The sequence below is a fragment of the Streptomyces cinereospinus genome, from assembly GCF_042430725.1.
Lineage (GTDB): Bacteria > Actinomycetota > Actinomycetes > Streptomycetales > Streptomycetaceae > Streptomyces > Streptomyces cinereospinus.
The window spans coordinates 1-25836 of sequence record NZ_JBHMCY010000093.1 but is presented as its reverse complement, the minus strand read 5'-3'; the positions used below and the strand labels follow the sequence as shown (position 1 = coordinate 25836).

Here is a 25836-nt window from a genome sequence, read left to right as displayed (position 1 = left end):
CCCGGCACGGCCCCGACCCACCCACCGGCAGACAGCGCCACAGCAACCACGCACCCCCCGCACAGGCCGCCGCAGGCACCCGCCCGCACAGCTGCGCCCACGGACACCCCACCCCAGAACCCGCAGCTCAGCCCCATTGTCAGAGCCGAGGTGCAGGATGGACGCATGGCGAGCTCCACGCACCGAGCCCTGGACGGCTTCTCCCCCGCGACCCGCGGCTGGTTCACGGGGGCCTTCTCCGCGCCCACCCCCGCCCAGGCAGGCGCCTGGCGGGCCATCCGCGAAGGCTCGGACGTCCTCGTCGTCGCCCCCACCGGCTCCGGCAAGACCCTCGCCGCCTTCCTCGCCGCCCTGGACCAGCTCACCTCCACCCCCCACCCCGCCGACCCCAGGAAACGCTGCCGAGTCCTCTACGTCTCCCCCCTGAAGGCCCTCGCCGTCGACGTGGAGCGCAACCTCCGCAGCCCCCTCACCGGCATCCGCCACGAATCCGTCCGCCTGGGCCTGCCCGAGCCCGACGTCAAGGTGGGCATCCGCTCCGGCGACACCCCGGCCGCGGAGCGCCGGGCCCTGTCCACCCGCCCCCCGGACATCCTGATCACCACCCCCGAGTCCCTGTTCCTCATGCTCACGTCCGCCACCCGTGAGGCCCTGACCGGCGTGGAGACGGTCATCCTGGACGAGGTGCACGCCGTCGCCGGCACCAAGCGCGGTGCCCACCTCGCGCTCACCCTGGAACGCCTGGACGAGCTCCTGCCGAAGCCGGCCCGCCGCATCGGCCTCTCCGCCACCGTCCGCCCGGTGGACGAGGTCGCCCGTTTCCTCTCCCCCCGCCGCAGGGTGGAGACCGTCCAGCCGGAGTCCGGCAAGGAGTTCGACCTCTCCGTCGTGGTCCCGGTGGAGGACATGGCTGAACTGGGTGCCTCCCCGGCCACCGACACCGGCCCCGAGGGCGGGGACCGCCCGTCCATCTGGCCGCACGTCGAGGAACGCATCGCCGACCTCGTCCAGTCTCACCGCTCCACCATCGTCTTCGCCAACTCCCGCCGCCTCGCGGAGCGCCTCTGCAACCGCCTCAACGAGATCGCCTACGAGCGGGCGACCGGCGAACCCCTGGACGACCACCACGCCCCGGCCGAGCTCATGGGCGGCTCCGGCGCCGCCCAGGGCGCCCCGCCCGTCCTCGCCCGCGCCCACCACGGCTCGGTCTCCAAGGAGCAGCGCGCCCTCGTCGAGGAGGACCTCAAGGCGGGCCGCCTCCCGGCCGTCGTCGCCACCTCCAGCCTGGAGCTGGGCATCGACATGGGCGCGGTGGACCTCGTCGTCCAGGTGGAGTCCCCGCCGTCCGTGGCCTCCGGCCTCCAGCGCGTCGGCCGCGCGGGCCACCAGGTCGGCGCGGTCTCCACCGGCGTCGTGTTCCCGAAGTACCGCGGCGACCTGGTCCAGGCGGCCGTGGTCACCGAGCGGATGCGCACGGGCGCGATCGAGTCCCTGAAGGTCCCCGCCAACCCGCTCGACGTGCTGGCCCAGCAGCTCGTCGCGATGACGGCGATGGACACCTGGCAGGTCGACGACCTGCTCGCCCTGATCCGCCGCGCCGCCCCCTTCGCCTCGCTCCCCGAGTCGGCGTTCACCGCGGTCCTGGACATGCTGGCCGGCCGCTACCCGTCCGACGCGTTCGCGGAGCTGCGCCCGCGCGTGGTGTGGGACCGGGTGACGGGCACGATCACCGGCCGCCCCGGCGCGCAGCGCCTCGCCGTCACCTCCGGCGGCACCATCCCCGACCGCGGACTGTTCGGTGTGTTCCTGGCCGGCGCCGACCCCAAGAAGGGCGGCGGCCGGGTCGGCGAGCTGGACGAGGAGATGGTCTACGAGTCCCGCGTCGGAGACGTCTTCACGCTCGGCACCAGCTCCTGGCGCATCGAGGACATCACCCGCGACCGGGTCCTGGTCTCGCCCGCGCCCGGAGTCCCGGGCCGCCTCCCCTTCTGGAAGGGCGACCAGCTCGGCCGCCCGCTGGAACTGGGCCGCGCGGTGGGCGCGTTCCTGCGCGAGGTCGGCTCCCTCGGCACGGAGGACGCCCGTCTGCGCCTGCTCGCCGCGGGCCTCGACGCCTGGGCCGCCGACAACGTGCTGTCCTACCTCGCCGAACAGCGCGAGGCCTGCGGGCACGTCCCCGACGACCGCACCATCGTCGTCGAACGCTTCCGCGACGAACTCGGCGACTGGCGGGTCGTCGTCCACTCCCCCTTCGGCGCCCAGGTGCACGCCCCGTGGGCGCTCGCGCTCGGCGCCCGCCTGTCCGAGCGGTACGGCATGGACGCCCAGGTCATGCACGCCGACGACGGCATCGTGCTGCGCCTGCCCGACGCCGACCTGATGGGCCTGGACCTGCTGGACCAGGAACCGATGAAGCCGGGCGCGGAGTACGACGCCGAGAGGGCCCCCGTCGGCGCGGCGGACGTCGTCTTCGACAAGGGCGAGGTCGACCAGGTCGTCACCGACCAGGTCGGCGGCTCGGCCCTGTTCGCGTCCCGGTTCCGCGAGTGCGCGGCCCGCGCGCTGTTGCTGCCGCGCCGCAGCCCGGGCAGGCGCACCCCCCTGTGGCAGCAGCGCCAGCGCGCCTCCCAGCTGCTCCAGGTGGCGGGCGAGTTCGGCTCGTTCCCGATCATCCTGGAGGCGGTCCGCGAATGCCTCCAGGACGTCTTCGACGTGCCCGGCCTGGTCGAGCTGATGGGCGACCTGGAGTCCCGCAAGGTCCGCCTGGTCGAGGTCACCACCCCCGAGCCGTCCCCCTTCGCCCGCTCGCTCCTCTTCGGGTACGTCGCCCAGTTCCTGTACGAGGGGGACTCGCCGCTCGCCGAGCGCCGCGCCGCCGCCCTGTCGCTGGACTCGCGCCTGCTCGCCGAACTGCTCGGCCAGGCGGAACTGCGCGAGCTGCTCGACGCCGAGGTGCTGACCGAGCTGGAGCGAGAGCTGCAGTGGCTCACCGCGGACCGCCGCGTGAAGGACGCGGAAGGCGTCGCCGACCTGCTCCGGCTGCTCGGCCCGCTCACCGCTGCCGAGCTGGCCGAACGGGGCGCCGAGCCGCAGTGGGCGGAGGAACTGGCCGGGGCCCGTCGCGCGATCCGGGTCCGGATCGCCGGCGCCGGGCACTGGGCGGCGATCGAGGACGCGGGCCGCCTGCGCGACGCACTCGGCACGGCCCTGCCGGTCGGCGTCCCGGAAGCCTTCATGGAGCCGGTGAAGGACCCGCTGGGCGACCTCCTCGCGCGCCACGCCCGCACCCACGGCCCCTTCACGTCGGCCACGGCCGCCGCCCGCTTCGGCCTGGGCGTGGCGGTCACCGAGGGCGCCCTGCAACGGCTCGCGGCATCGGGCCGGGTCGTCCAGGGCGAGTTCCACCCGGCCGGCATCGGCCAGGAGTGGTGCGACGCGGCAGTCCTGCGCCGGCTGCGCCGCCGCTCCCTGGCCGCACTGCGGCACGAGCTGGAGCCGGTCCCGCCGGCCGCGCTGGCCCAGTTCCTCCCGCAGTGGCAGCACATCGGCCGGGGCCACTCGCTGCGCGGCATCGACGGGCTGGTGCGCGCCGTCGAGCAGTTGCAGGGCGCCTCGGTGCCCGCCTCCGCCCTGGAGAAGCTGGTCCTGCCGTCCCGTGTCGCCCACTACACCCCGGCGATGCTCGACGAGCTGACGGCCGCCGGCGAGGTGGTGTGGGCCGGGGCGGGCGCGCTCCCCGGCAAGGACGGCTGGGTGTCCTTGTACATGGCGGACGCGGCCCCCCTGCTGCTGCCATCCCCGCACCCCCTGGAGCTGACGGCCCTCCACGAGTCCGTCCTGCACACCCTCTCCGGCGGCTACGGCCTGTTCTTCCGCCAGATCGCCGACCAAGTGCGCGCCACCACGCACCCCGAGGCCACCGACCCGCAACTGGCCGACGCCCTGTGGGACCTGGCCTGGTCCGGACGGCTGACCAACGACACCCTCGCCCCGCTGCGCTCCCTGCTCGGCTCGGGCCGCACCGCGGGGGCCACGGCCCACCGCGCCAAGCGCACGGTCCCGCGCGGCCGGTACGGCTCGCTGACCGCCGCCGCCCGTACGGCGTCCCGCAGCGGCCCGCCCACGGTCGCCGGCCGCTGGTCCCTGCTGCCGGCCCACGAACCCGATCCGACCGTCCGCGCCCACGCCCTGGCCCGCACCCTGCTCGACCGGCACGGCGTGGTGACCCGGGGCGCGGTCGCCGCGGAGGGCGTCGAGGGCGGGTTCTCGGCGACGTACCGCATCCTGTCCGCCTTCGAGGAGAGCGGTCAGGCGCGGCGCGGCTATGTGGTGGAGGGCCTCGGTGCCGCACAGTTCGCGATGGACGGTGCCGTCGACCGGCTCCGAGCCGTGGCCAACGCCCGTGATCGCGGCGACGGCCTGCCCGACCCGGCCTTCGGGTACGGCGCCGGCTTCCCCGCCGGCAGCGGCACGTTCGACAACGGCACGACCGGCTCGTCCGAGGGCTTCTTCTCGCCCGCCGAGGCTCTCGGCCCGTTCGACGACCACGCCTACCGGGACGACGAGGCGTTCGACACCCCGGACGGCGACACTCCGCTCGCCCACCCGGCGCCGGGCGAGTACGCGTCCCCGAGGGATCACGCCGACGCCGCTCCCCAGGCACCCACCTGGCAGAACGGCGGCCGCACCCCCGCGCCCCCGTGGCAGAACGGCGGCCGCGCCCCGGGCTCACCGGCCCGCCCCGATCGCCGTGCCCCCGCCTCCCGCGCCGTCGTCCTGGCCGCGGCCGACCCGGCGAACGCGTACGGCGCCGCCCTGCCCTGGCCGGAGCCACCGGCCGGCGCCGGCCACAAGCCGGGCCGCAAGGCGGGTTCCCTGATCGTCCTGGTCGACGGCGAGCCGGCCCTCTACATGGAGCGCGGCGGCAAGACCCTCCTGGCCTGGCCCGCCACCCCGGACGGCGGCCCCACCGACGACCCGCGGCTGGGCCCCGCCGCCGAGGCCCTCGCGGAGGCGGCCCGCGCGGGCGCCCTGGGCACGGTCACCGTGGAGCGCATCAACGGCGCCGCCGCCCTCACGTCGCCCGTGGGCACCCTGCTGGAGGCAGCGGGCTTCGTCGCCACCCCCAGAGGCCTGCGCCTGCGGGCGTGAGCCATGACGGACACCTCGGAGCCGAACCCCGGACTCCGGGACCCCGGGAACGTGCAACCCTGAACGCATGCCCGAAGGAGACACGGTCTGGCAATCCGCGAGGCGCCTGCACACCGCCCTCGCCGGCGAGGTCCTGACGCACTCCGACCTCCGCGTCCCGAGGTTCGCGACGGCCGACCTCACCGGCCGCACCGTGCTGGACGTCACCCCCCGCGGCAAACACCTCCTCACCCGCATCGAAGGCGGCCTGACCCTCCACTCGCACCTCAGGATGGACGGCACCTGGAAGGTGTTCGCGACCGGCGCACGCTGGAGCGGCGGCCCGGCTCACCAGATCCGCGCGGTCCTCGGCAATGCCGACCACACCGCCGTCGGCTACCGCCTCCCCGTCCTGGAACTGCTCCGCACCACCGAAGAGGACCGAGTCGTCGGCCACCTCGGCCCCGACCTGCTGGGCCCGGACTGGGACCCGGACCGGGCGCTGGCCAACCTGCTCGGCAACCCCGCCCGCCCCCTCGGCGAGGCCCTGCTCGACCAGCGCAATCTCGCCGGCATCGGCAACGTCTTCAAGAGCGAGCTCTGCTTCCTGCTCGGCACCACCCCCTGGCTCCCGGTCGGCGCCCTCCCCGCCGACCGCGCCGCCAAGCTCCCGCTCCTCGCGAAGCGGCTGCTGGAGGTCAACCGCGACCGTCCGATCCGCAGCACGACAGGCCGCCGGGGCCAGGACCTGTTCGTGTACGGCCGCGCGCCCCGCCCGTGTCTGCGCTGCCGCACCGCCGTCCGCGTCGCCGACCAGGGCGACGGCTCCCGCGAACGCCCCACCTACTGGTGCCCGCACTGCCAGACCGGCCCGGCACCGTCCCCCGGCACTTACCGCGCCGGTGAGGACCGGCACCACGTCTCAGCCGGCCCCCACGACAACGCCCGCCCCGACGAGATCCCACCACGCCCGGCTCATCGACGTCCCCCAGGCGCACCCCCCTGACCGGCGGCTGTCGGCACCGCCCAGGACGCCCCCCGCTCTTGGACCAACCGCCGCACCGACGTCCCTGTGTCCGCCTCTCAGGACGGCCCAGGCCCTCCCTCCGGGCGGGGGCGCGGCGCCCCCTTGGCGGCGGCCCCCCAGACCGCCCGCCACACCGCTTTCCCGAGCGAGCCCGCCGCACGCCCCCCTGGCACACAGTGCACCGGCAACACGCTCAGCCCCCACCCCCCGGCCGCGACCACCCCTTCCAGCGCCCCCGCATCCGGCGCCGTCACCAGCCGCAGCACGGCCCACCACCACACGGCGCCGAGTCCCAGGGCGGCCCCGCAGCGCACTGTTCGCCCCGCCATGGCCGTCACCTCCCGCTCGACGCCAGACAGCGGCGCCCTCTTTCCGGGACGACGCTAGTCACGTGCCCTCCCACCACGGGAGGGCGCACCAGCGGCACAGGGGCGCACCTCTCGTCCACGCCGTGGGAATCAGGGGCACCCGGATCAAGCGGTGGCAACCGCACGCCCCGGCCGCCACCGCCGGCCGTCACAGCCTTCGGTACGCACACACCCGGCGCCACCACGCGCCCTCCGGCGCCGACCACCCGCACCAGCGCCCAACCAGGGCCGCCCACCGACACCCCACCCGCCCGGCGCCGAGGCCCGCCCCGGCCCGCCCCGGGTCAGCCGTTCTCGGCCTGGAACATCCAGTGGTGCTTCTCCAGATCCGCGGTGATTCCGATCAGCAGGTCCTGCGAGACCGGATCCGCCTCCCCCGTCGCCCGCACCCGCTCCCGCATCCCTCCGATCACCGCCCCCAGGGCGTTCACGAGTGCCTCGACGGCGTCCGCGTCCCTGATCCAGCCGCCGGCCGTCGCGGCGATACCGCTGCCCACCGCCACCGTCGAGGCACGCCCGTCGGGTGAGACGCCCAGCGCCGAGGCCCGCTCGGCGACCGTGTCGGAGTGGGTGCGCGCACTGGCCACGACCTCATCGAGCTGAAGGTGCACGGTGCGGAAGCGGGGTCCCACCACGTTCCAGTGAACTTGCTTGGCCACCAGGCCGAGGTCGATCAGGTCGACGAGGGCACCCTGCAAGGCCTCGGCAACGGTCTTCAGATCGGCGTCGGACAGCGGGCTCTTCACGACGTACATCGCACCTCCGTTGGCTCGCCCGTCATGTCCTCCACGATGACCGCGCCACCCGAGACCGGCAAACGCACCCAAAACGGAACCCCACCAGCCCCGGGATCCGTCGCAGAACCCGGACACGCGAAAACCCCGACCACACTCCCCCGGGTCTCCCCGGAGAAGCCCCGGCCGGGGCCTCATACACGCGCCGCGCGACTCAGCTCACGCGGCGACCACGTCCACCGTCTCGGAGGGCGCCTTGATGGTCACCCGTTCCGGTGGCACACCGGCCACCGACACGGAACCCAGCATCGGACGAACCGGCGTGGGCACAGGCTCACGGGGGGTGGCCGCTGCGGACTGGGCCAGTTCGGCGAGCGCGAGCTCGTCGCTCACTTCCCGCATGAGCTCGGACATCCGTACGTCCAGCGCGTCGCAGATGGCGGAGAGCAGCTCGGAGGAAGCCTCCTTCTGCCCCCGCTCCACCTCGGAGAGATAGCCGAGTGAGACTCGGGCGGACGAGGAGACTTCGCGCAGAGTACGGCCCTGGCGCTGGCGCTGCCGACGCAGCACGTCACCCAGCAGGCGACGGAGCAGAATCATCGGTGGCTCCCTCCTCGGACCGCGTAGCCGCATCCTTCACGCCCCACCGTACCGCCTCGCGCTGCGGCCGTGCGGGGAGCGATGTCGTGTTCACTCAGGGCTGCAAACATCAAAACCCCCCGTTCCGTTCCGTATCCTGTGCCCGCTCATTCCCAGTCTGTTCGCTCGCAAGCTCCCTCAGAAGGAGTGCGAGTACGCTCCGTACACTCTCCATACGAATTTCCGCCCGCCGACCGTTCAACCTCAGCGCTTCCACTTTTCCGCCACCGGCAGAACCGGGACCCGGTCCGAACGGCCCGTCCACCGCGACGAAAACGGTCCCGACGGGCTGTCCGTCCTGGGGGTCCGGACCGGCGACACCGGTGGTCGCGATGCCCCAGTCGGCGCCCAGCGCCTTCCGCACACCGGCCGCCATCTCGGCCGCGACCTGGGGATCCACCGCTCCGCACTGAGCCAGCAGGGTGGCGTCCACGCCGAGCAGCCGATGCTTGAGTTCGGTCGCGTACGCCGTCACCGACCCCCGGAAGGCCTGGGACGCGCCGGGGACCCCGGTCAGCTCCGCCGCTACCAGGCCACCCGTCAGTGACTCGGCCACGGCGACGGTCTCACCTCTCACGGTGAGTAGTCGCACCACCTCGGTGGCCGGGGAACTCACGCTTTCGTCTCCTCCAACGCGGCCCTGCGTTCGGCGATTCCCCGCCTGCGCAGCACAATGGCCTGTCTCACATAGTCGAGCCCGGTCGCCACGGTCAGTACGACCGCGGCGGCCATCACCCAGAACCGCAGGGTGGCCAGCCAGCCCGTGAGCGCCAGCACGTACATCCCCACGGCCACGCCCTGGGTGAGGGTCTTCAGCTTCCCGCCGCGGCTCGCGGGGATGACGCCGTAGCGAATGACCAGAAAACGCAGCAGGGTGATCCCGAGTTCCCGCCCGAGGATCACCGCCGTCACCCACCAGGGCAGATCACCCAGCGCCGACAGGCAGACCAGCGCCGCACCCATGATCGCCTTGTCGGCTATCGGGTCGGCGATCTTCCCGAAGTCGGTGACGAGGTTGTAGGTACGCGCCAGGTGGCCGTCGAACAGGTCGGTGATCATGGCGACGGCGAAGGCCGCCCAGGCGAGCGAGCGCCACGCCGGGTCGTAGCCGCCGTCGGCCAGCATCAGCGCGACGAAGCCGGGGACCAGGAACAACCGGAGCATGGTCAGGAAATTGGCGATGTTCCAGACGCTGGCCTGGTTCACCGCCGCGGCCGCGATCTTCTTCCCACGTGCCGGCTTCTCACCCACGGGAACCCCGACGCCAGTCACGGAAACCCCGGCGCCACCCGCCTCCGAGCCCCGCACACCGGGAGCCCCGCTCCCGAAGCCACTCTCACCAGGGACGCCGCCCCGGGAGCCGCCCGCACCCGCAGCCCCGCCCGCGGAGTCGCCCACACCGGCGACACCCCTCGCGGGAACCTCCACGACACCGGACCCGGAGCCGCTCACAGCCGTGGCCCCGGCCCCGGAAACACCCGCACCCACGGCCCGGACCCCGGAGGCGCCCGCACCGCCGGACACCCCCGTGCCCTGCGCGGCACCCTCCGTCAGCGGAGACCTGTTCGAGGAGGCCTCCTGGGAGGCCGCGGCCGTGCCGTTCCCCCGGGCGGGGCCACCCGCGGCGGACGCCGGTACTCCGGTCATCTGCCCGCCTCCTCACTGCCGGCCCGGCCGTCGCCGGCGGCACTCACCAACACGGCCGGCGGCTCGGCCACCAGGTCGACGCCTTCCGTACCGACCACCTTCGCCTCGACGATACGGCCGACGCTCAGTGCCTCGCCGCCCGCGCCACCGCTGAGCAGTACCTGGCCGTCCGTCTCCGGCGCCTGGTGCGCCGCCCGGCCATGGGTACCGTCCTCGCCGCCCACCGACTCCACCAGCACCCGCACGGTCTGCCCGACCCGCTCCTCGGCCCGCTGCGAGACCAGTTCCTCCGCGAGCTGCGAGATGTGGGCGAGCCGCTCGGCGACGACGTCCTCGTCGAGCTTGTTGTCGTAGGTCGCCGCTTCGGTGCCCTCCTCGTCGGAGTAGCCGAAGACGCCGATCGCGTCCAGCCGCGCCCCGTTCAGGAAGCGCTCCAGCTCGGCCAGGTCGGCCTCGGTCTCGCCGGGGAAGCCCACGATGAAGTTGGACCGCACGCCCGCCTCGGGCGCCTTGCTCCGGATGGTGTCGAGCAGTTCCAGGAACCGGTCGGTGTCGCCGAACCGGCGCATCGCGCGCAGCACGCCCGGCGCGGAGTGCTGGAACGACAGGTCGAAGTAGGGCGCGACCTTCGGCGTCGAGGTCAGGACGTCGATCAGGCCGGGCCGCATCTCGGCGGGCTGGAGATAGCTGACGCGCACCCGCTCGATGCCGTCCACCTCCGCCAGCTCCGGCAGCAGCGACTCCAGCAGCCGGATGTCGCCGAGGTCCTTGCCGTAGGAGGTGTTGTTCTCGGAGACCAGCATGATCTCCTTCACCCCCTGTTCGGCCAGCCACCGCGTCTCGTTCAGCACGTCGCCGGGGCGGCGCGAGATGAAGGAGCCGCGGAAGGACGGGATGGCGCAGAAGGAGCAGCGCCGGTCGCAGCCGGAGGCCAGCTTGACCGAGGCGACGGGGCTGCCGTCCAGCCGGCGCCGCAGCGGCGCGCGCGGGCCGGAGGCCGGGGCGAGGCCCTCCGGCAGGTCCGTGGGAGCACCGTGGCCCGGCAGCGCCACGTCGGCCGCCGACTGCCGCTCGGCCGGGCTGATCGGCAGCAGCTTGCGCCGGTCGCGCGGGGTGTGCGCGGCGTGGATGCCGCCGTTCAGGATGGTCTGCAGCCGGTCGGAGATGTCGGCGTAGTCGTCGAAGCCGAGCACGCCGTCGGCCTCGGGGAGCGCCTCGGCGAGTTCCTTGCCGTACCGCTCGGCCATGCAGCCCACCGCCACCACGGCCTGGGTTCTGCCGTGCCCCTTGAGGTCATTGGCCTCCAGGAGGGCGTCGACGGAGTCCTTCTTGGCGGCGTCGACGAAACCGCACGTGTTCACGACGGCGACGTCCGCTTCCTCGGCGTCCTCGACGAGCTCCCAGCCGTCCGCCTCCAAACGGCCTGCGAGCTCCTCCGAGTCCACCTCGTTACGGGCGCAGCCAAGGGTGACGAGTGCGACGGTACGGCGTTCAGGCATGGGCTCAAGACTACTTCGTCCCGCTGACACCCCACGTCGACGGGGTTGGCCGTCTCGGCCGGCCCCGTCCACGTCACCCGGCCCGGGAGCCGCTCACCCGACCTGCGGGTCGCCCTTCGTGTACGTCAGCCGCTCCACGGCGCCGGGCTGGAAGTCGTCCTCGATCTTCTTGCCGTTCACGTACAGCTGGATGGCCCCCGCGTCACCCAGCACCAGGTTGATCTGGGAACTGTCCTGGAAGGTCTTGGACTGGCCCTGCTTGAGCAGGCCGTCGAAGAGGAGCCGGCCGTTGTGGTCCTTGGCGGAGATCCAGCTGCGGCCGTCGACGGCGCTGACCTGGACGGTGACCTTGTCCCGGGGCGCGGCCGCGATGGCGCTCTCGGTGGGGTCGGGCTTGGAGTCGGTGGGCTTGGGCGCGTCGGCCGACGAGGAGGCGGACCCGCCGGCCGAGGGCTTGGTACCCTCGGCGACCGACGCCTTGGAACCGGCCTCGGAGTCCCCCTTGAACAGGGTGAACCCGGCGAAGCCGATCACGGCGACGATCGCGGCCACCATGGCCGCGGTCCAGTTGGGCCCGCGCCGCTCCGGACGGATGCGTTCGGCCTCGAACAGCGGCGCCGCCGGCGTCGGCGCGGGACGCCCGCCGCGCTCGGCGTCGTACTGTTCGAGGAGCGGGTCCGGATCCAGGTGGACGTGCTTGGCCAGGGTCCTGATGTGCCCGCGCGCGTACACGTCGCCGCCGCACGGCGCGAAGTCGTCCGCCTCGATGGCGTGCACGATGGTGATACGGACCCGGGTGGCGGTACTGACGTCGTCGACGGTCAGCCCGGCGGCGATCCGCGCCTGCTGGAGAGCACGGCCGATGGAGGGGCGGACTTCCTCGGATACGCCTTCTACGTCTTCGAACGGACGCTCGTCTTCAGGGGAGTTGCCGATGGACACGGGGGCGCCTTTCGAGCGTGTAGCCACCTGTGCTGGAGGTTCAGTCTAGGGGGGGTGCAAAAGGGTGGGGCAACCCGGCGGACGGACTTTGTACGCCATCGGAATGGTCTCGGGTCTCGTCGCCGGGTGTGGTGCTTGACGCATGGTGAGGCGAGTGATTGTCGCTTCCCTCAACTTGACGTGCGTCATGGGAGAACGGTTGCTCAATGATCCCTTACGGGTGAGTCACGATCGAACAACGCCGTGCGGCGAGCCGACGAGCGTGACCCGCTTGCCTACCCTTCAGACTCCCCACGGATGACGGCCAGCACGCCATCCAGCTCATCGGGTTTCACAAGAACATCACGTGCCTTGGAGCCCTCGCTCGGCCCCACGATGTTCCGTGACTCCATCAGGTCCATCAGCCGCCCGGCCTTGGCGAAGCCGACGCGCAACTTGCGCTGGAGCATGGAGGTCGACCCGAACTGGGTGGAGACGACCAGCTCGGCCGCCTGGCACAGCAGGTCGAGGTCGTCGCCGATGTCCTCGTCGATCTCCTTCTTCTGCTTGCTGCCGACGGTGACGTCGTCCCGGAAGACCGGCGCCATCTGGTCCTTGCAGTGCTGGACGACGGCCGCGACCTCCTCCTCGGTCACGAACGCGCCCTGCATACGCGTGGGTTTGTTCGCGCCCATCGGCAGGAACAGCCCGTCGCCCTTGCCGATCAGCTTCTCGGCGCCGGGCTGGTCCAGGATGACCCGCGAGTCCGCCAGCGAGGAGGTGGCGAACGCCAGCCGCGACGGCACGTTCGCCTTGATCAGGCCGGTGACGACGTCCACCGACGGCCGCTGGGTGGCGAGCACCAGGTGGATGCCGGCCGCGCGCGCGAGCTGCGTGATGCGCACGATCGCGTCCTCGACGTCCCGCGGCGCCACCATCATCAGGTCGGCGAGCTCGTCGACGATCACCAGCAGGTAGGGGTACGGCTGCAGCTCCCGCTCGCTGCCCTCGGGCGGCTTGGCCCTGCCCTCGCGCACGGCGCGGTTGAAGTCGTCGATGTGCCGGTAGCCGTAGGCCGCCAGGTCGTCGTAGCGCAGGTCCATTTCCCGCACCACCCACTGCAGCGCCTCGGCGGCCCGCTTCGGGTTGGTGATGATCGGCGTGATCAGGTGCGGGATGCCCTCGTAGGCGGTGAGCTCGACGCGCTTGGGGTCGACCAGGATCATCCGGACGTCCTCCGGGGTCGCCCGCATCATGATCGAGGTGATCAGGCAGTTGATGCAGGACGACTTGCCGGAACCGGTGGCTCCGGCGACCAGCATGTGCGGCATCTTCGCCAGCGAGTCCATCACGTAACCGCCCTCGACGTCCTTGCCGAAGGCGACCAGCATCGGGTTGTCGTCCTCCGCGGACTCCGCCAGGCGCAGCACGTCACCGAGGTTGACCATCTCCCGGTCGGTGTTCGGGATCTCGATGCCGACCGCGGACTTGCCGGGGATGGGGCTGATGATCCGCACGTCAGGGCTGGCGACGGCGTACGCGATGTTCTTGGTCAGCGCGGTGATCCGCTCGACCTTGACGGCGGGGCCGAGGGTGACCTCGTAGCGGGTGACCGTCGGCCCCCGGGTGAAGCCCGTGACGTCGGCGTCCACCTTGAACTCGGTGAAGACGGTGCGCAGCGCGTCGACGACGGCGTCGTTGGCGGCGCTGCGGGCCTTGCCGGGGCCGCCGCGCCGGAGCAGGTCCAGCGAGGGCAGGGCGTAGGTGATGTCGCCGGACAACTGGAGCTGCTCGGCGCGCGGCGGCAGGTCGCGCGGCTCGGCGGCCGGTCTCTTGGTCAGGTCGGGCACCGCGAGCTCGGCCCTGGGCTCCGGCTCGGGGAGCTTCTCCGGCTCGGGCCGCGCGGCCGGCAACGGCGCGGGCGTCGGCGTCGGCGTCGGCGTCGGCGTGGTCTCCCCGCGGTCGCCCACGCTGACCCCCTGGGTGAGGTCGGCGACCACCGGCGAGGGCGGCATGCCGTGCAGCACGGCGCCGTCGAGCGCGGCGGCCGCGGCCGCGGCGACGTCCACGGCGTCCTGCCGCCGCCCCCGCTCGGACTGCGGCACGGACGGGCGTCCGGGGCGGCCGCGCCGCCGCGTGAGCGCCTCCTGCTCGGCGCCCTCGGGGTCGTACGGCCGCGGGGCCGGCCCGCGTCGGCGGGGCCGGGCGGGGAGCGCCTCGCGCCACTGCTCGTCGTACCGCTCGTCGTCGTCGGTGAGGTCCTCCGCGTACCCCTGCGCGTACTCCTCCGCGTCCCGGACGAGCCCGAGCCGGACACCGAGCAGCCGCAGCCGCTGCGGGATGGCGTTGACGGGGGTGGCCGTGACGACCAGCAGCCCGAAGATCGTCAGCAGCACCAGCAGCGGTACGGCGAGCACCTCGCTCAGCGCGTACGTCAACGGGGTCGCCGCGCCCCAGCCGACGAGGCCGCCGGCGTCCCGTATGGCCTGCATGCCGGCGCTGCGGGCGGGCGAGCCGCAGGCGACGTGCACCTGGCCGAGCACCCCGATGAGGAGCGCGGACAGGCCGATGACGATCCGGCCGTTGGCCTCGGGCTGCTCGGGGTGCCGGATGAAGCGCACCGCGACGACCGCGAGCAGGATCGGCACGAGCAGGTCCAGCCGGCCGAAGGCGCCGGTGACGAGTATCTCGACCAGGTCGCCGACGGGGCCGCGCAGGCTGGACCAGGTGCCCGCCGCGACGATCAGCGCGAGGGCGAGCAGCAGCAGCGCGACGCCGTCCTTGCGGTGCGCCGGGTCGAGGTTCCTGGCCCCCTGCCCTATGCCGCGGAAGACGGCGCCGACGGCGTGCGCCAGGCCGAGCCAGATCGCGCGGACGAGCCGGTAGACGCCCCCGGTGGGGCTCGGCGCCGGCCTGGGCGGGGCCTTCTTGACCGCGGCCTTCCTGGCGGGTGGCTTCTTCGCGGGTGCCTTCTTCGCGGCGGCCTTCTTCGCCGGGGCCTTCACGGGAGCGGCAGCCTTCTTGGCGGGCTGCTTCTTGGCTGCGGAGGGACGTGAGGCCATGGGTGTGAGGTTACCGGTGGAGACGACAGGGGACACGTGTGCCCACTGCTTCACCCGTTCGTGTCGTCCTTGCCTGGGCACCGAACTGACGTGAGGTCACGGGGGTCGGCGGCCCGGACTCCGGTCACGCGGCGCCGGACGTCCGGTGGGGAAAGTCCGTGGCACGACGGCGGCCCGGTGCACTCCGGGACGCTCGGGACGGACAACTGCGCCCGACTCGCGGTCAGTTCTGCGACGGCACCGAGGGAGCCCCGCCGGCGCCCGGCTCCAGGGCGTCCAGTGCCCGCCGCAACCCGGTGAGCTTGCGTTCCAGATGAGCCGCCGTGGCCACCGCCGCCGCGTCCGCCGACTCGTCGTCGAGCTGCTTGGAGAGCGCCTCGGCCTGCTCCTCGACGGCCGCGAGGCGCGCCGACAGCTCGGCGAGCAGCCCGGCGGGCTCCTTGCCGCCGACCGCGTCCTTGCCGCCGCCCTCCAACTGGAGGCGCAGCAGCGCCGCCTGCTCGCGCAGCTGGCAGTTCTTCATGTACAGCTCGACGAAGACGGAGACCTTCGCCCGCAGCACCCACGGGTCGAACGGCTTGGAGATGTAGTCCACCGCCCCGGCCGCGTACCCGCGGAAGGTGTGGTGCGGGCCGTGGTTGATCGCGGTGAGGAAGATGATCGGGATGTCCCGGGTGCGCTCCCGCCGCTTGATGTGCGCGGCCGTCTCGAAACCGTCCATCCCCGGCATCTGGACGTCCAGCAGAATGACCGCGAAGTCGTCCGTGAGCAGTGCTTTGAGCGCTTCCTCCCCGGACGATGCCCGCACCAGCGTCTGATCGAGCGCGGAGAGGATCGCCTCCAGCGCCAGCAGATTCTCCGGCCGGTCATCGACCAGGAGGATCTTGGCCTTCTGCACCATGGCCCGCCCTCCTCGCCCCGGCAGTGCACCGGGCGCCGCCCCGTGGGACGACTCCGTTGCGCCGCCCATCCTCGTGCCGGTCATCGTAGCCGCACCCCGCCTGTCGCCACACCCTGTCACCGCGATGTCACTGTGCACATAGCAGAAACGCGGCAGAGGTCCAGAAGGTTCCCCGGATCCCGCGCTTCTACACGGCTACGCACACGCGGAGTCAACAACTTCCCGCGGACATCCACCGTTCATTCGCCCTGCATCCACTGCTCCATCACCGCCAGCAGATGGTCGGGGTCGACCGGCTTCGTCACGTAGTCGGACGCGCCCGACTCGATCGCCTTCTCCCGGTCGCCCTTCATCGCCTTGGCCGTCAGCGCGATGATCGGCAGCCCGGCGAACTGCGGCATCCGGCGAATCGCCGTGGTCGTGGCGTACCCGTCCATCTCGGGCATCATGATGTCCATGAGGACGACCGCCACGTCGTCGTGCTGCTCCAGCACCTCGATGCCCTCGCGACCGTTCTCGGCGTACAGCACCGACAGCCCGTGCTGCTCCAGGACGCTGGTGAGCGCGAAGACGTTGCGGATGTCGTCGTCGACGATCAACACCTTCTCACCCCCGAACCGCACGCCCGCGCGCGGGTGCGTCTCCGGCTCCGCCTCACCGGCCTGCCACGGCTCCTGCGGCAGCGCCCGGTGGTGCCGGGTCAGGGGCGTGTTCTTGCGGCGCCGCCGGAAGAGCGCGGCCGCACCGTTCTGCGTCTCGTGGTACGACTTCACCTCGGCCGGCGTCTCCACCGCCACCTCGGACAGCTCCGGCCAGGCCTCGGTCAGCCGGGCGGCGGCCGGGGCGCTGGGCACGGGCTGCTGGTAGCCGTGCGGCGGCAGTTCACTCGGGTGCAGCGGCAGGTACAGCGTGAAGGTCGAGCCGCGGCCCGGCTCGCTCTGCGCGTGGATCTCACCGCCGAGGAGCTGGGCGATCTCCCGCGAGATGGACAGGCCCAGGCCCGTACCGCCGTACTTGCGGCTGGTGGTGCCGTCCGCCTGCTTGAACGCCTCGAAGATCACCCGCATCTTGCTGGCCGCGATGCCGATCCCGGTGTCGGTCACCGAGAACGCGATCAGCGCGGCGTCCGCGTCGGTCAGCGACCCGGTCTCCAGCAGTTGCTCCCGGATCGCCCGCGGCACGTCGTCGCGCGCGGGCCGGATGACCAGCTCCACCGAGCCCGAGTCGGTGAACTTCACCGCGTTCGACAGCAGGTTGCGCAGCACCTGCAGCAGCCGCTGCTCGTCGGTGTGCAGCGTGGCGGGCAGCTCCGGGGAGACCCGCACGGACAGGTCCAGGCCCTTCTCCGCGGTCAGCGGCCGGAAGGTGGCCTCCACGTAGTCCACGAGCTGGACGAGCGCGATCCGCGTCGGTGAGACGTCCATCTTGCCCGCCTCGACCTTCGACAGGTCCAGGATGTCGTTGATCAGCTGGAGCAGGTCGGAGCCGGCCCCGTGGATCGTCTCGGCGAACTCCACCTGCTTCGGCGTGAGGTTGCCGTCCGCGTTGTCGGCCAGCAGCTTGGCCAGGATGAGCAGCGAGTTCAGCGGCGTACGCAGCTCGTGCGACATGTTCGCGAGGAACTCGCTCTTGTAGCGCATCGACACGGCGAGCTGCTCGGCGCGCTCCTCCAGGACCTGCCGGGCCTCCTCGATCTCGGTGTTCTTCACCTCGATGTCGCGGTTCTGCTGGGCCAGCAGCTCGGCCTTCTCCTCCAGTTCGGCGTTGGACGCCTGGAGGGCCTTCTGCCGGTTCTCCAACTCCGCGGAGCGCTCGCGCAGTTGCTCGGTCAGCTCCTGCGACTGCTTCAGCAGCACCTCCGTCTTGGTGTTGACGGAGATGGTGTTGACGCTGGTCGCGATCATCTCGGCGATCTGGTTGAGGAAGTCCTTCTGGATCTGCGTGAACGGCGTGAACGAGGCCAGCTCGATCACGCCGAGCACCTTGCCCTCGAACAGCACCGGCAGCACGATCACCTGGGCGGGCGGCGCCTCGCCGAGGCCGGAGGAGATCTTCAGATAGCCGCTGGGCGCGTTCTCCACGAGGATCGTGCGCTTCTCCTCGGCGGCCGTGCCGACCAGCGCCTCGCCGGGCCGGAACGACGTCGGCATGGACCCCATCGAATAGCCGTACGAGCCCAGCATGCGCAGCTCGTACGACTCGTCCCTGCCCGCCGTGTCGGCCGACGACAGCGCCACGAAGAACGCGCCGTGCTGCGCGGAGACCACCGGCGTCAGCTCGCTCATGATCAGCGAGGCCACGTCCTCCAGGTCCCGCCGGCCCTGCATCAGCGCGGAGATCCGGGCGAGGTTGCCCTTGAGCCAGTCCTGCTCCTTGTTGGCGATCGTGGTGTCGCGCAGGTTGGCGATCATCTTGTTGATGTAGTCCTGAAGCTCCTGGATCTCGCCGGAGGCGTCCACGTCGATCTTCAGGTTCAGGTCACCGCGGGTCACCGCGGTCGCCACGCGCGCGATGGCCCGCACCTGCCGGGTCAGGTTCCCGGCCATCTCGTTCACGGACTCCGTCAGGTCCCGCCAGGTGCCGTCGACGTCCCGCACGCGGGCCTGGCCGCCGAGCTGGCCCTCCGTACCCACCTCACGGGCCACGCGCGTGACCTCCTCGGCGAACGAGGACAGCTGGTCGACCATCGTGTTGATGGTCGTCTTGAGTTCGAGGATCTCCCCGCGCGCGTCGATGTCGATCTTCTTCGTCAGGTCGCCCTTGGCGATGGCCGTCGTCACCATGGCGATGTTGCGCACCTGACCGGTCAGGTTGGACGCCATCTGGTTCACCGATTCGGTGAGGTCCTTCCAGGTGCCGGCCACACCCGGTACATGCGCCTGACCACCGAGGATGCCGTCCGTACCCACCTCGCGGGCCACCTTGGTGACCTGCTCGGCGAACGAGCTGAGCGTCTTCACCATGGTGTTGAAGGTGTCGGCGAGCTGCGCCACCTCACCGCGCGCCTCGATCGTCACCGTCCGCGTCAGGTCACCGTTGGCGACCGCCGCGGCCACCTGGGAGATGTTGCGCACCTGGACGGTCAGGTTCTTGGCCATCAGGTTGACGTTGTCGCTGAGGTCCTTCCAGATGCCGGTCACGCCCGGCACGTGCGCCTGGCCGCCCAGAATGCCCTCGGTGCCCACCTCGCGCGCCACCCGGGTCACCTGGTCGGCGAAGGACGACAGCTGGTCGACCATGGTGTTGACGGTGGTGACGAGCTCCAGGATCTCGCCCTTGGCGTCGACGGTGATCTTCTTCGAGAGGTCGCCCTTGGCGACGGCGGTGGTGACGTGGGCGATGCTGCGCACCTGCACGGTGAGGTTGTTCGCCATGAAGTTGACGGACTGGGTGAGGTCCTTCCAGGTGCCGGAGACGCCCTGCACCTCGGCCTGGCCGCCCAGCTTGCCCTCGGTGCCCACCTCGCGGGCCACCCTGGTGACCTCCTCGGCGAACGACGACAGCTGGTCCACCATCGTGTTGAGGGTGTTCTTCAGCTCCAGGATCTCCCCGCGCGCGTCCACGGTGATCTTCTGCGACAGGTCACCGCGCGCCACCGCCGTCGCGACCTGCGCGATCTGCCGCACCTGCGCGGTCAGGTTGCCGGCCATGCCGTTCACGGAGTCGGTCAGGTCACGCCACACACCGGCCACGCCGGGCACCTGGGCCTGACCGCCGAGGCGGCCCTCCGTACCCACCTCACGGGCGACCAGGGTCACCTGGTCGGCGAAGGCGGAGAGCTGGTCGACCATCGTGTTGACGGTGTTCTTCAGCTCCAGGATCTCCCCGCGCGCGTCCACGGTGATCTTCTGCGACAGGTCACCGCGCGCCACCGCCGTCGTCACCTGCGCGATCTGCCGCACCTGCGCGGTCAGGTTGCCGGTGATGGAGTTGACCGAGTCGGTCAGCTCCTTCCAGGTGCCCGACACGCCGTCCACGCGCGCCTGGCCGCCCAGCCGCCCCTCGGTGCCGACCTCCCGGGCCATCGTCGTGACCTGGTCGGCGAACGACGACAGCTGGTCCACCATCGTGTTCACGGTGTTCTTCAGCTGGAGCATCTCACCGGACACGTCCACGGTGACCTTCTGCGAGAGGTCACCATTGGCGACCGCCGTCGTCACCTGGGCGATGTTCCGCACCTGACCGGTGAGGTTGCGGAACGCCGTGTTGACGGAGTCGGTCAGGTCCTTCCAGGTCCCCGCGGCACCCGGCACCTGCGCCTGGCCGCCGAGCTCACCCTCGTGGCCGATCTCCCGCGCCACCCGCGTGACCTCGGAACCGAACGCCGACAGCTGGTCCACCATGCCGTTGACGGTGTTCTTCAGCTCCAGCATCTCGCCGGCCACGTCCACGGTGACCTTCTGCGAGAGGTCACCATTGGCGACCGCCGTCGTCACGGCTGCGATGTCGCGCACCTGGATGGTCAGGTTGCGGAACACGGTGTTGACGGAGTCGGTCAGGTCCTTCCAGGTGCCCGCGGCACCCGGCACGTTCGCCTGCCCGCCGAGCCGCCCCTCCGCGCCGACCTCGTTGGCCACCCGGGTGACCTCGTCCGCGAAGATCCGCAACGTCTCGGTCATCTGGTTGATCGTCTCGGCCAGCTGCGCCACCTCACCGCGCGCCTGCACGGTCACCTTGCGCGACAGATCGCCGTTGGCGACCGCGGTCGTCACCTCGGCGATCCCGCGCACCTGGGCGGTGAGGTTGCCGGCCATGGTGTTGACGGAGTCGGTGAGCTCCTTCCACACCCCGGCCACCCCGGGCACCTGCGCCTGACCGCCGAGCTCGCCCTCGGTGCCCACCTCGCGCGCCACCCGGGTCACCTCGGAGGAGAACGCGGAGAGCTGGTCCACCATCGTGTTGACGGTTTCCTTCAGCTCCAGCATCTCGCCGGCCACATGGACCGTGACCTTCCGGGACAGGTCGCCCTTCGCGACCGCCGTCGTCACCAGCGCGATGTCCCGCACCTGGGCGGTCAGCCGGTCCGCCATCGTGTTGACGGACTCCGTCAGGTCCTTCCACGAGCCGGACATGCCGCGCACCTGGGCCTGCCCGCCCAGCTTGCCCTCGGTGCCCACCTCGCCCGCCACGCGCGTGACCTCGTCGGTGAACGTCGACAACTGGTCGACCAGGTTGTTGACGGTCCGCCCGACCTTCAGGAACTCCCCGCGCAGCGGATGCCCAGTGCCGTCCGGGGCGTTCGTCCGCAGCTCCATCCGCGGCGACAGATCACCCTCGGCCACCGCGAACAGCACCCGGCTGACCTCGGACACCGGCCAGACGAGATCGTCGACCAGGGCGTTCGAGGCGTCGATGGCGGCCGCCCAGGACCCCTCGCAGGCCCCCGTCTCCAGCCGCTCGGTGAGCTTGCCCTCACGTCCCACGACACGCCGCACCCGGGACAGCTGGCCCGTGAGGTGCAGATTGCGGTCGGCGACCTCGTTGAAGACGGCGGCGATCTCCGCCATCACCCCGTCCCCGGACACCGTCAGCCGCTTGCGGAAGTTGCCGTCCCGCATCGAGACCAGCGCGGCCAGCAGCCGGTTCAGGGCAGCCGTGTCCACCTCAGTGGTCCCACTCCGGTTGCTCGGGGACTGTCCGCCCTTCGCGCGCGGCCTCGTGCCCCGCGTCGCTGCGCCAGACTCCACTGTGTCCCTCCCGCAAGGGTCGACCATTACTGCTGTGCTCGGCTCCGACTGCTCGGCGTACCGACTGCTCCCGCTCACTCCCCGCGCGAGCCCGGCCGGTACCACCAGCCGTCCATCTCACCAGGAGGCACCGGACCGCACCAGGGCTGCTGCCCGCCGCACACACGTCGCACTCGCCCTGTCCGGTCTCCACCAAGAAGCCTGCCCAGTGTTTCACCCCGGCTGAACCAGGCCATAACCGTTCGGCAGCTTCGCACACCGTCCGCACACCCTCCGGACGGAAACACTGCAGACCGGCATCCGCGTGAACCGCGAAGGTAAGTAACCTTGCATGCGGCTGTCCAGCCGCACCGGTCCCGTCCGGCCTGGGCGGTGGCACGAGAACGAGCGGGCATCGGAGGGGCGGCCGCACACATGACCACCGGACTGATCCCGGGGGAGCAGCCCCCGGACCCCCAGCCGACGAGCGGCCTGCCGTCGCAGACGCGCGGCGAGCCGGTCGGCCCCGCAGCCCAGCACGTCGAGAGCAGGTCGAGGAGTTCCGTGATCACCGCGCGCGCGGCCGCCAGCTTCGAGCCCGTCGGACGGTCGGTCGCCTCCGCGCGCTCCTTCGTCCGCGACACCCTCCAGGGCTGGGGCTGCGCCGACATCGTCGACGACGCCGTCGTGCTCACCAGCGAACTGGTCACCAACGCCGTCGTCCACGCGGGCACCACCGCCGACGTGCTGTGCCTGCGCCTCGACGGCGGCGTCCGCATCGAGGTCGCCGACCACTACCCGGAGCGCGAGGTCCCCCTCCAGGGCGCCGCCGTCACCATGACCAGCCCCGACCGCGAGGGCGGCCGCGGACTCCAGCTGTGCGCGGCCCTGGCCGGCCGCTGGGGCGTCGACTACACGCCCACCCACAAGCAGGTCTGGTTCCGCCTCGACCTGCCCGAACGCGCCGTGGGCACCCGCACCGCCGGCCCGTCCCTGCCGGCCGACCTGCTGCCGCTGGCCGACGGCCGCGTCCGCGTCGCCGTCATCCAGATCGACCGCACCGGCTCCATCACCGCCTGGAACGACGACGCCGAGGAACTCTTCGGCTACCAGGGCGAACAGGTCACCGGCAAACCCCTCACCGACCTGGCCGCCTGGCCGCACACCCCGGGCACCGGCACCGGCATCGCCGAGGCGCTGCAGCTCTCCCGCTGGGAGGGCAGCTACGGCATCCGCGACGCCGACGGCCGGGTCGTCCCCGTGTACGCCTCCCACCTGCGCGTCCGCGACACCGCCGGCGAGCCCTCCACGGTCTGCCTGCTCGTCCGCGACCACGAACGGGCCGTCCTGCAGACGCCGACGCGCATCACGGCGTCCGACACGGCCGCCTCCTCCGAGGGCAAGAGCACCGACCCCTTTGAGGTGTTCATCGGCTCCCCCGCCCCGGACGACCTCGACGGCCTCCTCCAGCGCACGGTCGAACGCGCACGCGACATGCTCGACGGCGACTCCGCGTTCCTCCTGCTGGCCACCGACGACGAGACGGAGTTGGAGGTCCGCGCCTCCACCGGCCTGCCCTCCGCCCGCCAGCGCTTCGCCCGCGTCCCCGTCGAGGCCGGCCCCGGCCGCTACGGCTCGGCCCGCATGCCGGCCGTCCACGACGACCTCACCGCCGTCCCCGGCGCCGTACCACTCCTCCACGGCACGGGCATGCGCTCGGTCGTCACCGTCCCCCTCAAGGTCGAGGGCCGCCTCACCGGCTCCCTCGGCGTCGCCGCCGAGGCCCCCGGCAGATACTCGAACGAGGAGGCGCTGCGCCTGCAGTTCGCCGCCGACCGCATCGCCCTGGCCGTCGAGTCCGCCCGCCTCGGCGAACTCGAACGGCTGCGCCGCGGCTCCCTGAGCTTCCTCGTCGAGGCCTCCGACCTGCTCGCCGGCACCCTGGACCGCGACCAGACGCTCGCCCTGATGGCCCAGATGACGGTCCCGACCCTCGCCACCTGGTGCGCCGTCTACACGATCGCCGACCAGGCCTCGGAGCCCTACCTCTCCTACGTCCTGCACGAGGACGAGGAACTCATCGACGGCATCAAGTCGTTGCTGTCGAAGATCCCCCCGCCCGACCCGGTCCCCACCCCCGGCGCCCGCGTCTGGTCGGCTCCGGCCGAGACGGCCCACCAGGCCGCCCTGCGCACCTCGATGCGCAGCCTGGGCCTGGGCGAACCCGCCACGGTCAGCTCCGGCATCGGTACGACCCTGGTGACGGCGTCCGCGGTCGGCGGCGAGACGGTCGTGCTGCCCCTGGTCGCCCGCAACCGCGTCATCGGCATGCTCACCCTGGGCAAGCCCACCGACGAGCACTTCCGCCAGGAGATCCTGGAACTGGCCGAGGACCTGTCCCGCCGGGCGGCCCTGGCCCTGGACAACGCCCGCCTCTACTCCGAACGCACGGCCATCAGCCAGTCCCTCCAGCGCAGCCTCCTGCCCCCGGAACTCCCCCAGATCAAGGGCGTCGAGGTCGAGGTCATCTACCGCGCGGCCGGCGAGGGCAACGAGGTCGGCGGCGACTTCTACGACATCTTCCCCATCCACGACGGCGCCTACGGCTTCGCCATCGGCGACGTCTGCGGTACGGGCCCGAACGCGGCCGCCGTCACCGGCCTCGCCCGGCACGCCCTGCGCCTGCTGGCCCGCGAGGGCCTCAGCGGCCCCGCCGTCCTGCAGCGCCTGAACTCCGCGATCCTCGACGAGGGCGCCCGCAGCCGCTTCCTGACCCTCCTGTACGGCGAGATGCGCCCGCAGGAGGACGGCAGCGCCGAGCTGAAGGTGGTCTGCGCCGGCCATCCGCTACCGCTGCGCCTGCGCCCGGACGGCACGGTCGAAGCCGCCGCCGAACCCCAGCCGCTCCTCGGTGTCCTGGAGGACCTGGACCTCTACGAGCAGACCGTCACCCTCGACCCGGGCGACGTCCTCCTCTGCGTCACGGACGGCGTCACCGAGCGCCGCGAGGGCAACCGCATGCTGGGCGACGACGGCCTCGCCGACGTCCTCACCACCTGCACCGGTCTCACGGCGGGCGCGGTAGCGGCCCGCATCATGCGCGCCGTGGAGCGCTTCGCCTCGGACGCCCCGTCCGACGACATGGCGATCCTGGCGATGCGCGTCCCGGGCCTGCACCCCGCGTGACATTCCCCGAACAGCCAGAAGGCCCCCGCCCGAATGGGCGGAGGCCTTCTGTGCGGAGCCCCCAAACGGAATCGAACCGTTGACCTTCTCCTTACCATGGAGACGCTCTGCCGACTGAGCTATAGGGGCCGGTCGCCTTTTCGAGGTTTCCCTCGCGGCAACGGAATAGATCATACCCCGAACAGTCCCGTGCTCCCAACCACGACCGTCCGGCGCCGAAAGCGGTCAGAACGCCGGCTGGAGCAGTCCACCCAGCGCGTTGCACGCGGTCACGATCCGCTGCATGTCCCGCTTCGTCAGGGCACCGTCCACCGGCAGCGCCAGCGTCTCCGCGGCGGCCCGCTCGGTCTCCGGCAGGGAGAGGCACTGCCGGAACGCGGGGAGCCGGTGCACCGGCGTCTTCACCGGCACCCGGCAGTCGATACCTCTGGCCCGCAGAGCCTGTGCGAACGCGTCCCGGTCCGGCCGTCCGTTCCCGGGTACGCGCACCACGTACTGCTGGTAGGTGTGCCCGACACCGCCGTCCGGCGTGTACACACCCTTGAGCTTCGCGTCCAGGTAGGCGGCCCGCTGCCGACGCTGCGCGACCTCGTCGTACGGCGCCTCGGACTCCCCTTGCTCCAGCACCAGGATCCCGTGCCGCTGCCCCGTGGCGCGCAGCCGCGCGACATCCGCCGGCCGACCGAATCGGTGGACGGCCACGACAGCGACGGTGCGCGGAGTCAGGGCCGCCTCGACCGCCGACGCGTCGAGGCAGTACGACACCGGGTCGATGTCGGCGAAGACCGGCCGCGCCCCCGCCAGGGTCACCGCTTCGGAGACCTCGACGTTCCCGAAGGCCGGCACGACGACCTCGTCACCGACTCCGACGCCGGCGGCCCTGAGCATTGCAGCAGTACCCATGTTCGGGATCGTGGTTGCGCAACGTGAACTTCAAGTGACGCAAAACAAAAAAGGGTTGGACCCAGAACCGAAGTTCCGGGTCCAACCCTCTAATAATCGTTCGGCGGTGTCCTACTCTCCCACAGGGTCCCCCCTGCAGTACCATCGGCGCTG

The 25836-nt window shown here is 72.0% G+C and carries 13 protein-coding genes and 1 tRNA gene; 3 read left to right on the top strand and 11 right to left on the bottom strand.

Annotated elements, in window-relative coordinates:
• Positions 1 to 165: 165 nt before the first annotated feature.
• Positions 166 to 5151 carry an ATP-dependent helicase gene (locus tag ACFF45_RS31815; RefSeq protein WP_381350311.1) on the top strand — a complete coding sequence of 1662 codons (4986 nt, stop codon included), beginning with the start codon at positions 166 to 168 and terminating at the stop codon, positions 5149 to 5151.
• Positions 5152 to 5218: 67 nt separating this feature from the next.
• Positions 5219 to 6136 carry an Fpg/Nei family DNA glycosylase gene (locus ACFF45_RS31810; RefSeq protein WP_381350308.1) on the top strand — a complete coding sequence of 306 codons (918 nt, stop codon included), beginning with the start codon at positions 5219 to 5221 and terminating at the stop codon, positions 6134 to 6136.
• A gap of 673 nt (positions 6137 to 6809) precedes the next feature.
• On the opposite strand, the gene ACFF45_RS31805 is transcribed toward ACFF45_RS31810, so the two are convergent.
• From ACFF45_RS31805 to ACFF45_RS31765, 9 genes are all read right to left on the bottom strand, one after another.
• Positions 6810 to 7280: a Dps family protein gene (locus tag ACFF45_RS31805; protein WP_381350307.1), complete on the bottom strand. Its 471-nt coding sequence runs from the start codon at positions 7278 to 7280 to the stop codon at positions 6810 to 6812.
• 198 nt (positions 7281 to 7478) lie between these two features.
• On the bottom strand, positions 7479 to 7859 hold the full coding sequence (locus ACFF45_RS31800) for a helix-turn-helix domain-containing protein (protein ID WP_381350305.1): 381 nt from the start codon (positions 7857 to 7859) through the stop codon (positions 7479 to 7481).
• A 109-nt stretch (positions 7860 to 7968) separates the two neighbouring features.
• Entirely contained in the window at positions 7969 to 8514 is a 546-nt protein-coding gene (locus ACFF45_RS31795) for a CinA family protein (RefSeq protein WP_381350303.1), read from the bottom strand.
• Positions 8511 to 9326 (bottom strand): CDP-diacylglycerol--glycerol-3-phosphate 3-phosphatidyltransferase, encoded by an 816-nt coding sequence (gene pgsA / locus ACFF45_RS31790; RefSeq protein WP_381350314.1) that lies wholly within the window; start codon positions 9324 to 9326, stop codon positions 8511 to 8513. The genes ACFF45_RS31795 and pgsA overlap by 4 nt, the downstream gene beginning before the upstream one ends.
• Before the next feature lie 215 nt (positions 9327 to 9541).
• Complete coding sequence (gene rimO, locus ACFF45_RS31785; protein WP_381350301.1) at positions 9542 to 11044, bottom strand: 30S ribosomal protein S12 methylthiotransferase RimO; 1503 nt, start codon at positions 11042 to 11044, stop codon at positions 9542 to 9544.
• 93 nt (positions 11045 to 11137) lie between these two features.
• Positions 11138 to 11986 carry a helix-turn-helix domain-containing protein gene (locus tag ACFF45_RS31780; RefSeq protein ID WP_381350299.1) on the bottom strand — a complete coding sequence of 283 codons (849 nt, stop codon included), beginning with the start codon at positions 11984 to 11986 and terminating at the stop codon, positions 11138 to 11140.
• A 275-nt stretch (positions 11987 to 12261) separates the two neighbouring features.
• Positions 12262 to 15027 carry a DNA translocase FtsK gene (locus tag ACFF45_RS31775; RefSeq protein ID WP_381350297.1) on the bottom strand — a complete coding sequence of 922 codons (2766 nt, stop codon included), beginning with the start codon at positions 15025 to 15027 and terminating at the stop codon, positions 12262 to 12264.
• 223 nt (positions 15028 to 15250) lie between these two features.
• The gene (locus ACFF45_RS31770; RefSeq protein WP_381350296.1) at positions 15251 to 15928 is read right to left on the bottom strand and encodes a response regulator; all 678 of its coding nucleotides are present in this window, start codon (positions 15926 to 15928) and stop codon (positions 15251 to 15253) included.
• A 239-nt stretch (positions 15929 to 16167) separates the two neighbouring features.
• Positions 16168 to 21615: a HAMP domain-containing protein gene (locus ACFF45_RS31765; RefSeq protein WP_381350294.1), complete on the bottom strand. Its 5448-nt coding sequence runs from the start codon at positions 21613 to 21615 to the stop codon at positions 16168 to 16170.
• Between the two features lie 414 nt (positions 21616 to 22029).
• Between ACFF45_RS31765 and ACFF45_RS31760 the strand changes: the two genes are divergently transcribed.
• A complete protein-coding gene (locus ACFF45_RS31760) occupies positions 22030 to 24780 on the top strand; it encodes a SpoIIE family protein phosphatase (RefSeq protein ID WP_381350293.1) in 2751 nt (916 codons plus the stop codon).
• Between the two features lie 56 nt (positions 24781 to 24836).
• Here the strand turns inward: ACFF45_RS31760 and ACFF45_RS31755 are convergent.
• Both ACFF45_RS31755 and ACFF45_RS31750 read right to left on the bottom strand, forming a co-directional pair.
• A tRNA-Thr gene (locus ACFF45_RS31755) sits at positions 24837 to 24909 on the bottom strand.
• Positions 24910 to 25005: 96 nt separating this feature from the next.
• Entirely contained in the window at positions 25006 to 25668 is a 663-nt protein-coding gene (locus ACFF45_RS31750) for a DegT/DnrJ/EryC1/StrS family aminotransferase (protein WP_381350313.1), read from the bottom strand.
• Between the last annotated feature and the right edge of the window lie 168 nt (positions 25669 to 25836).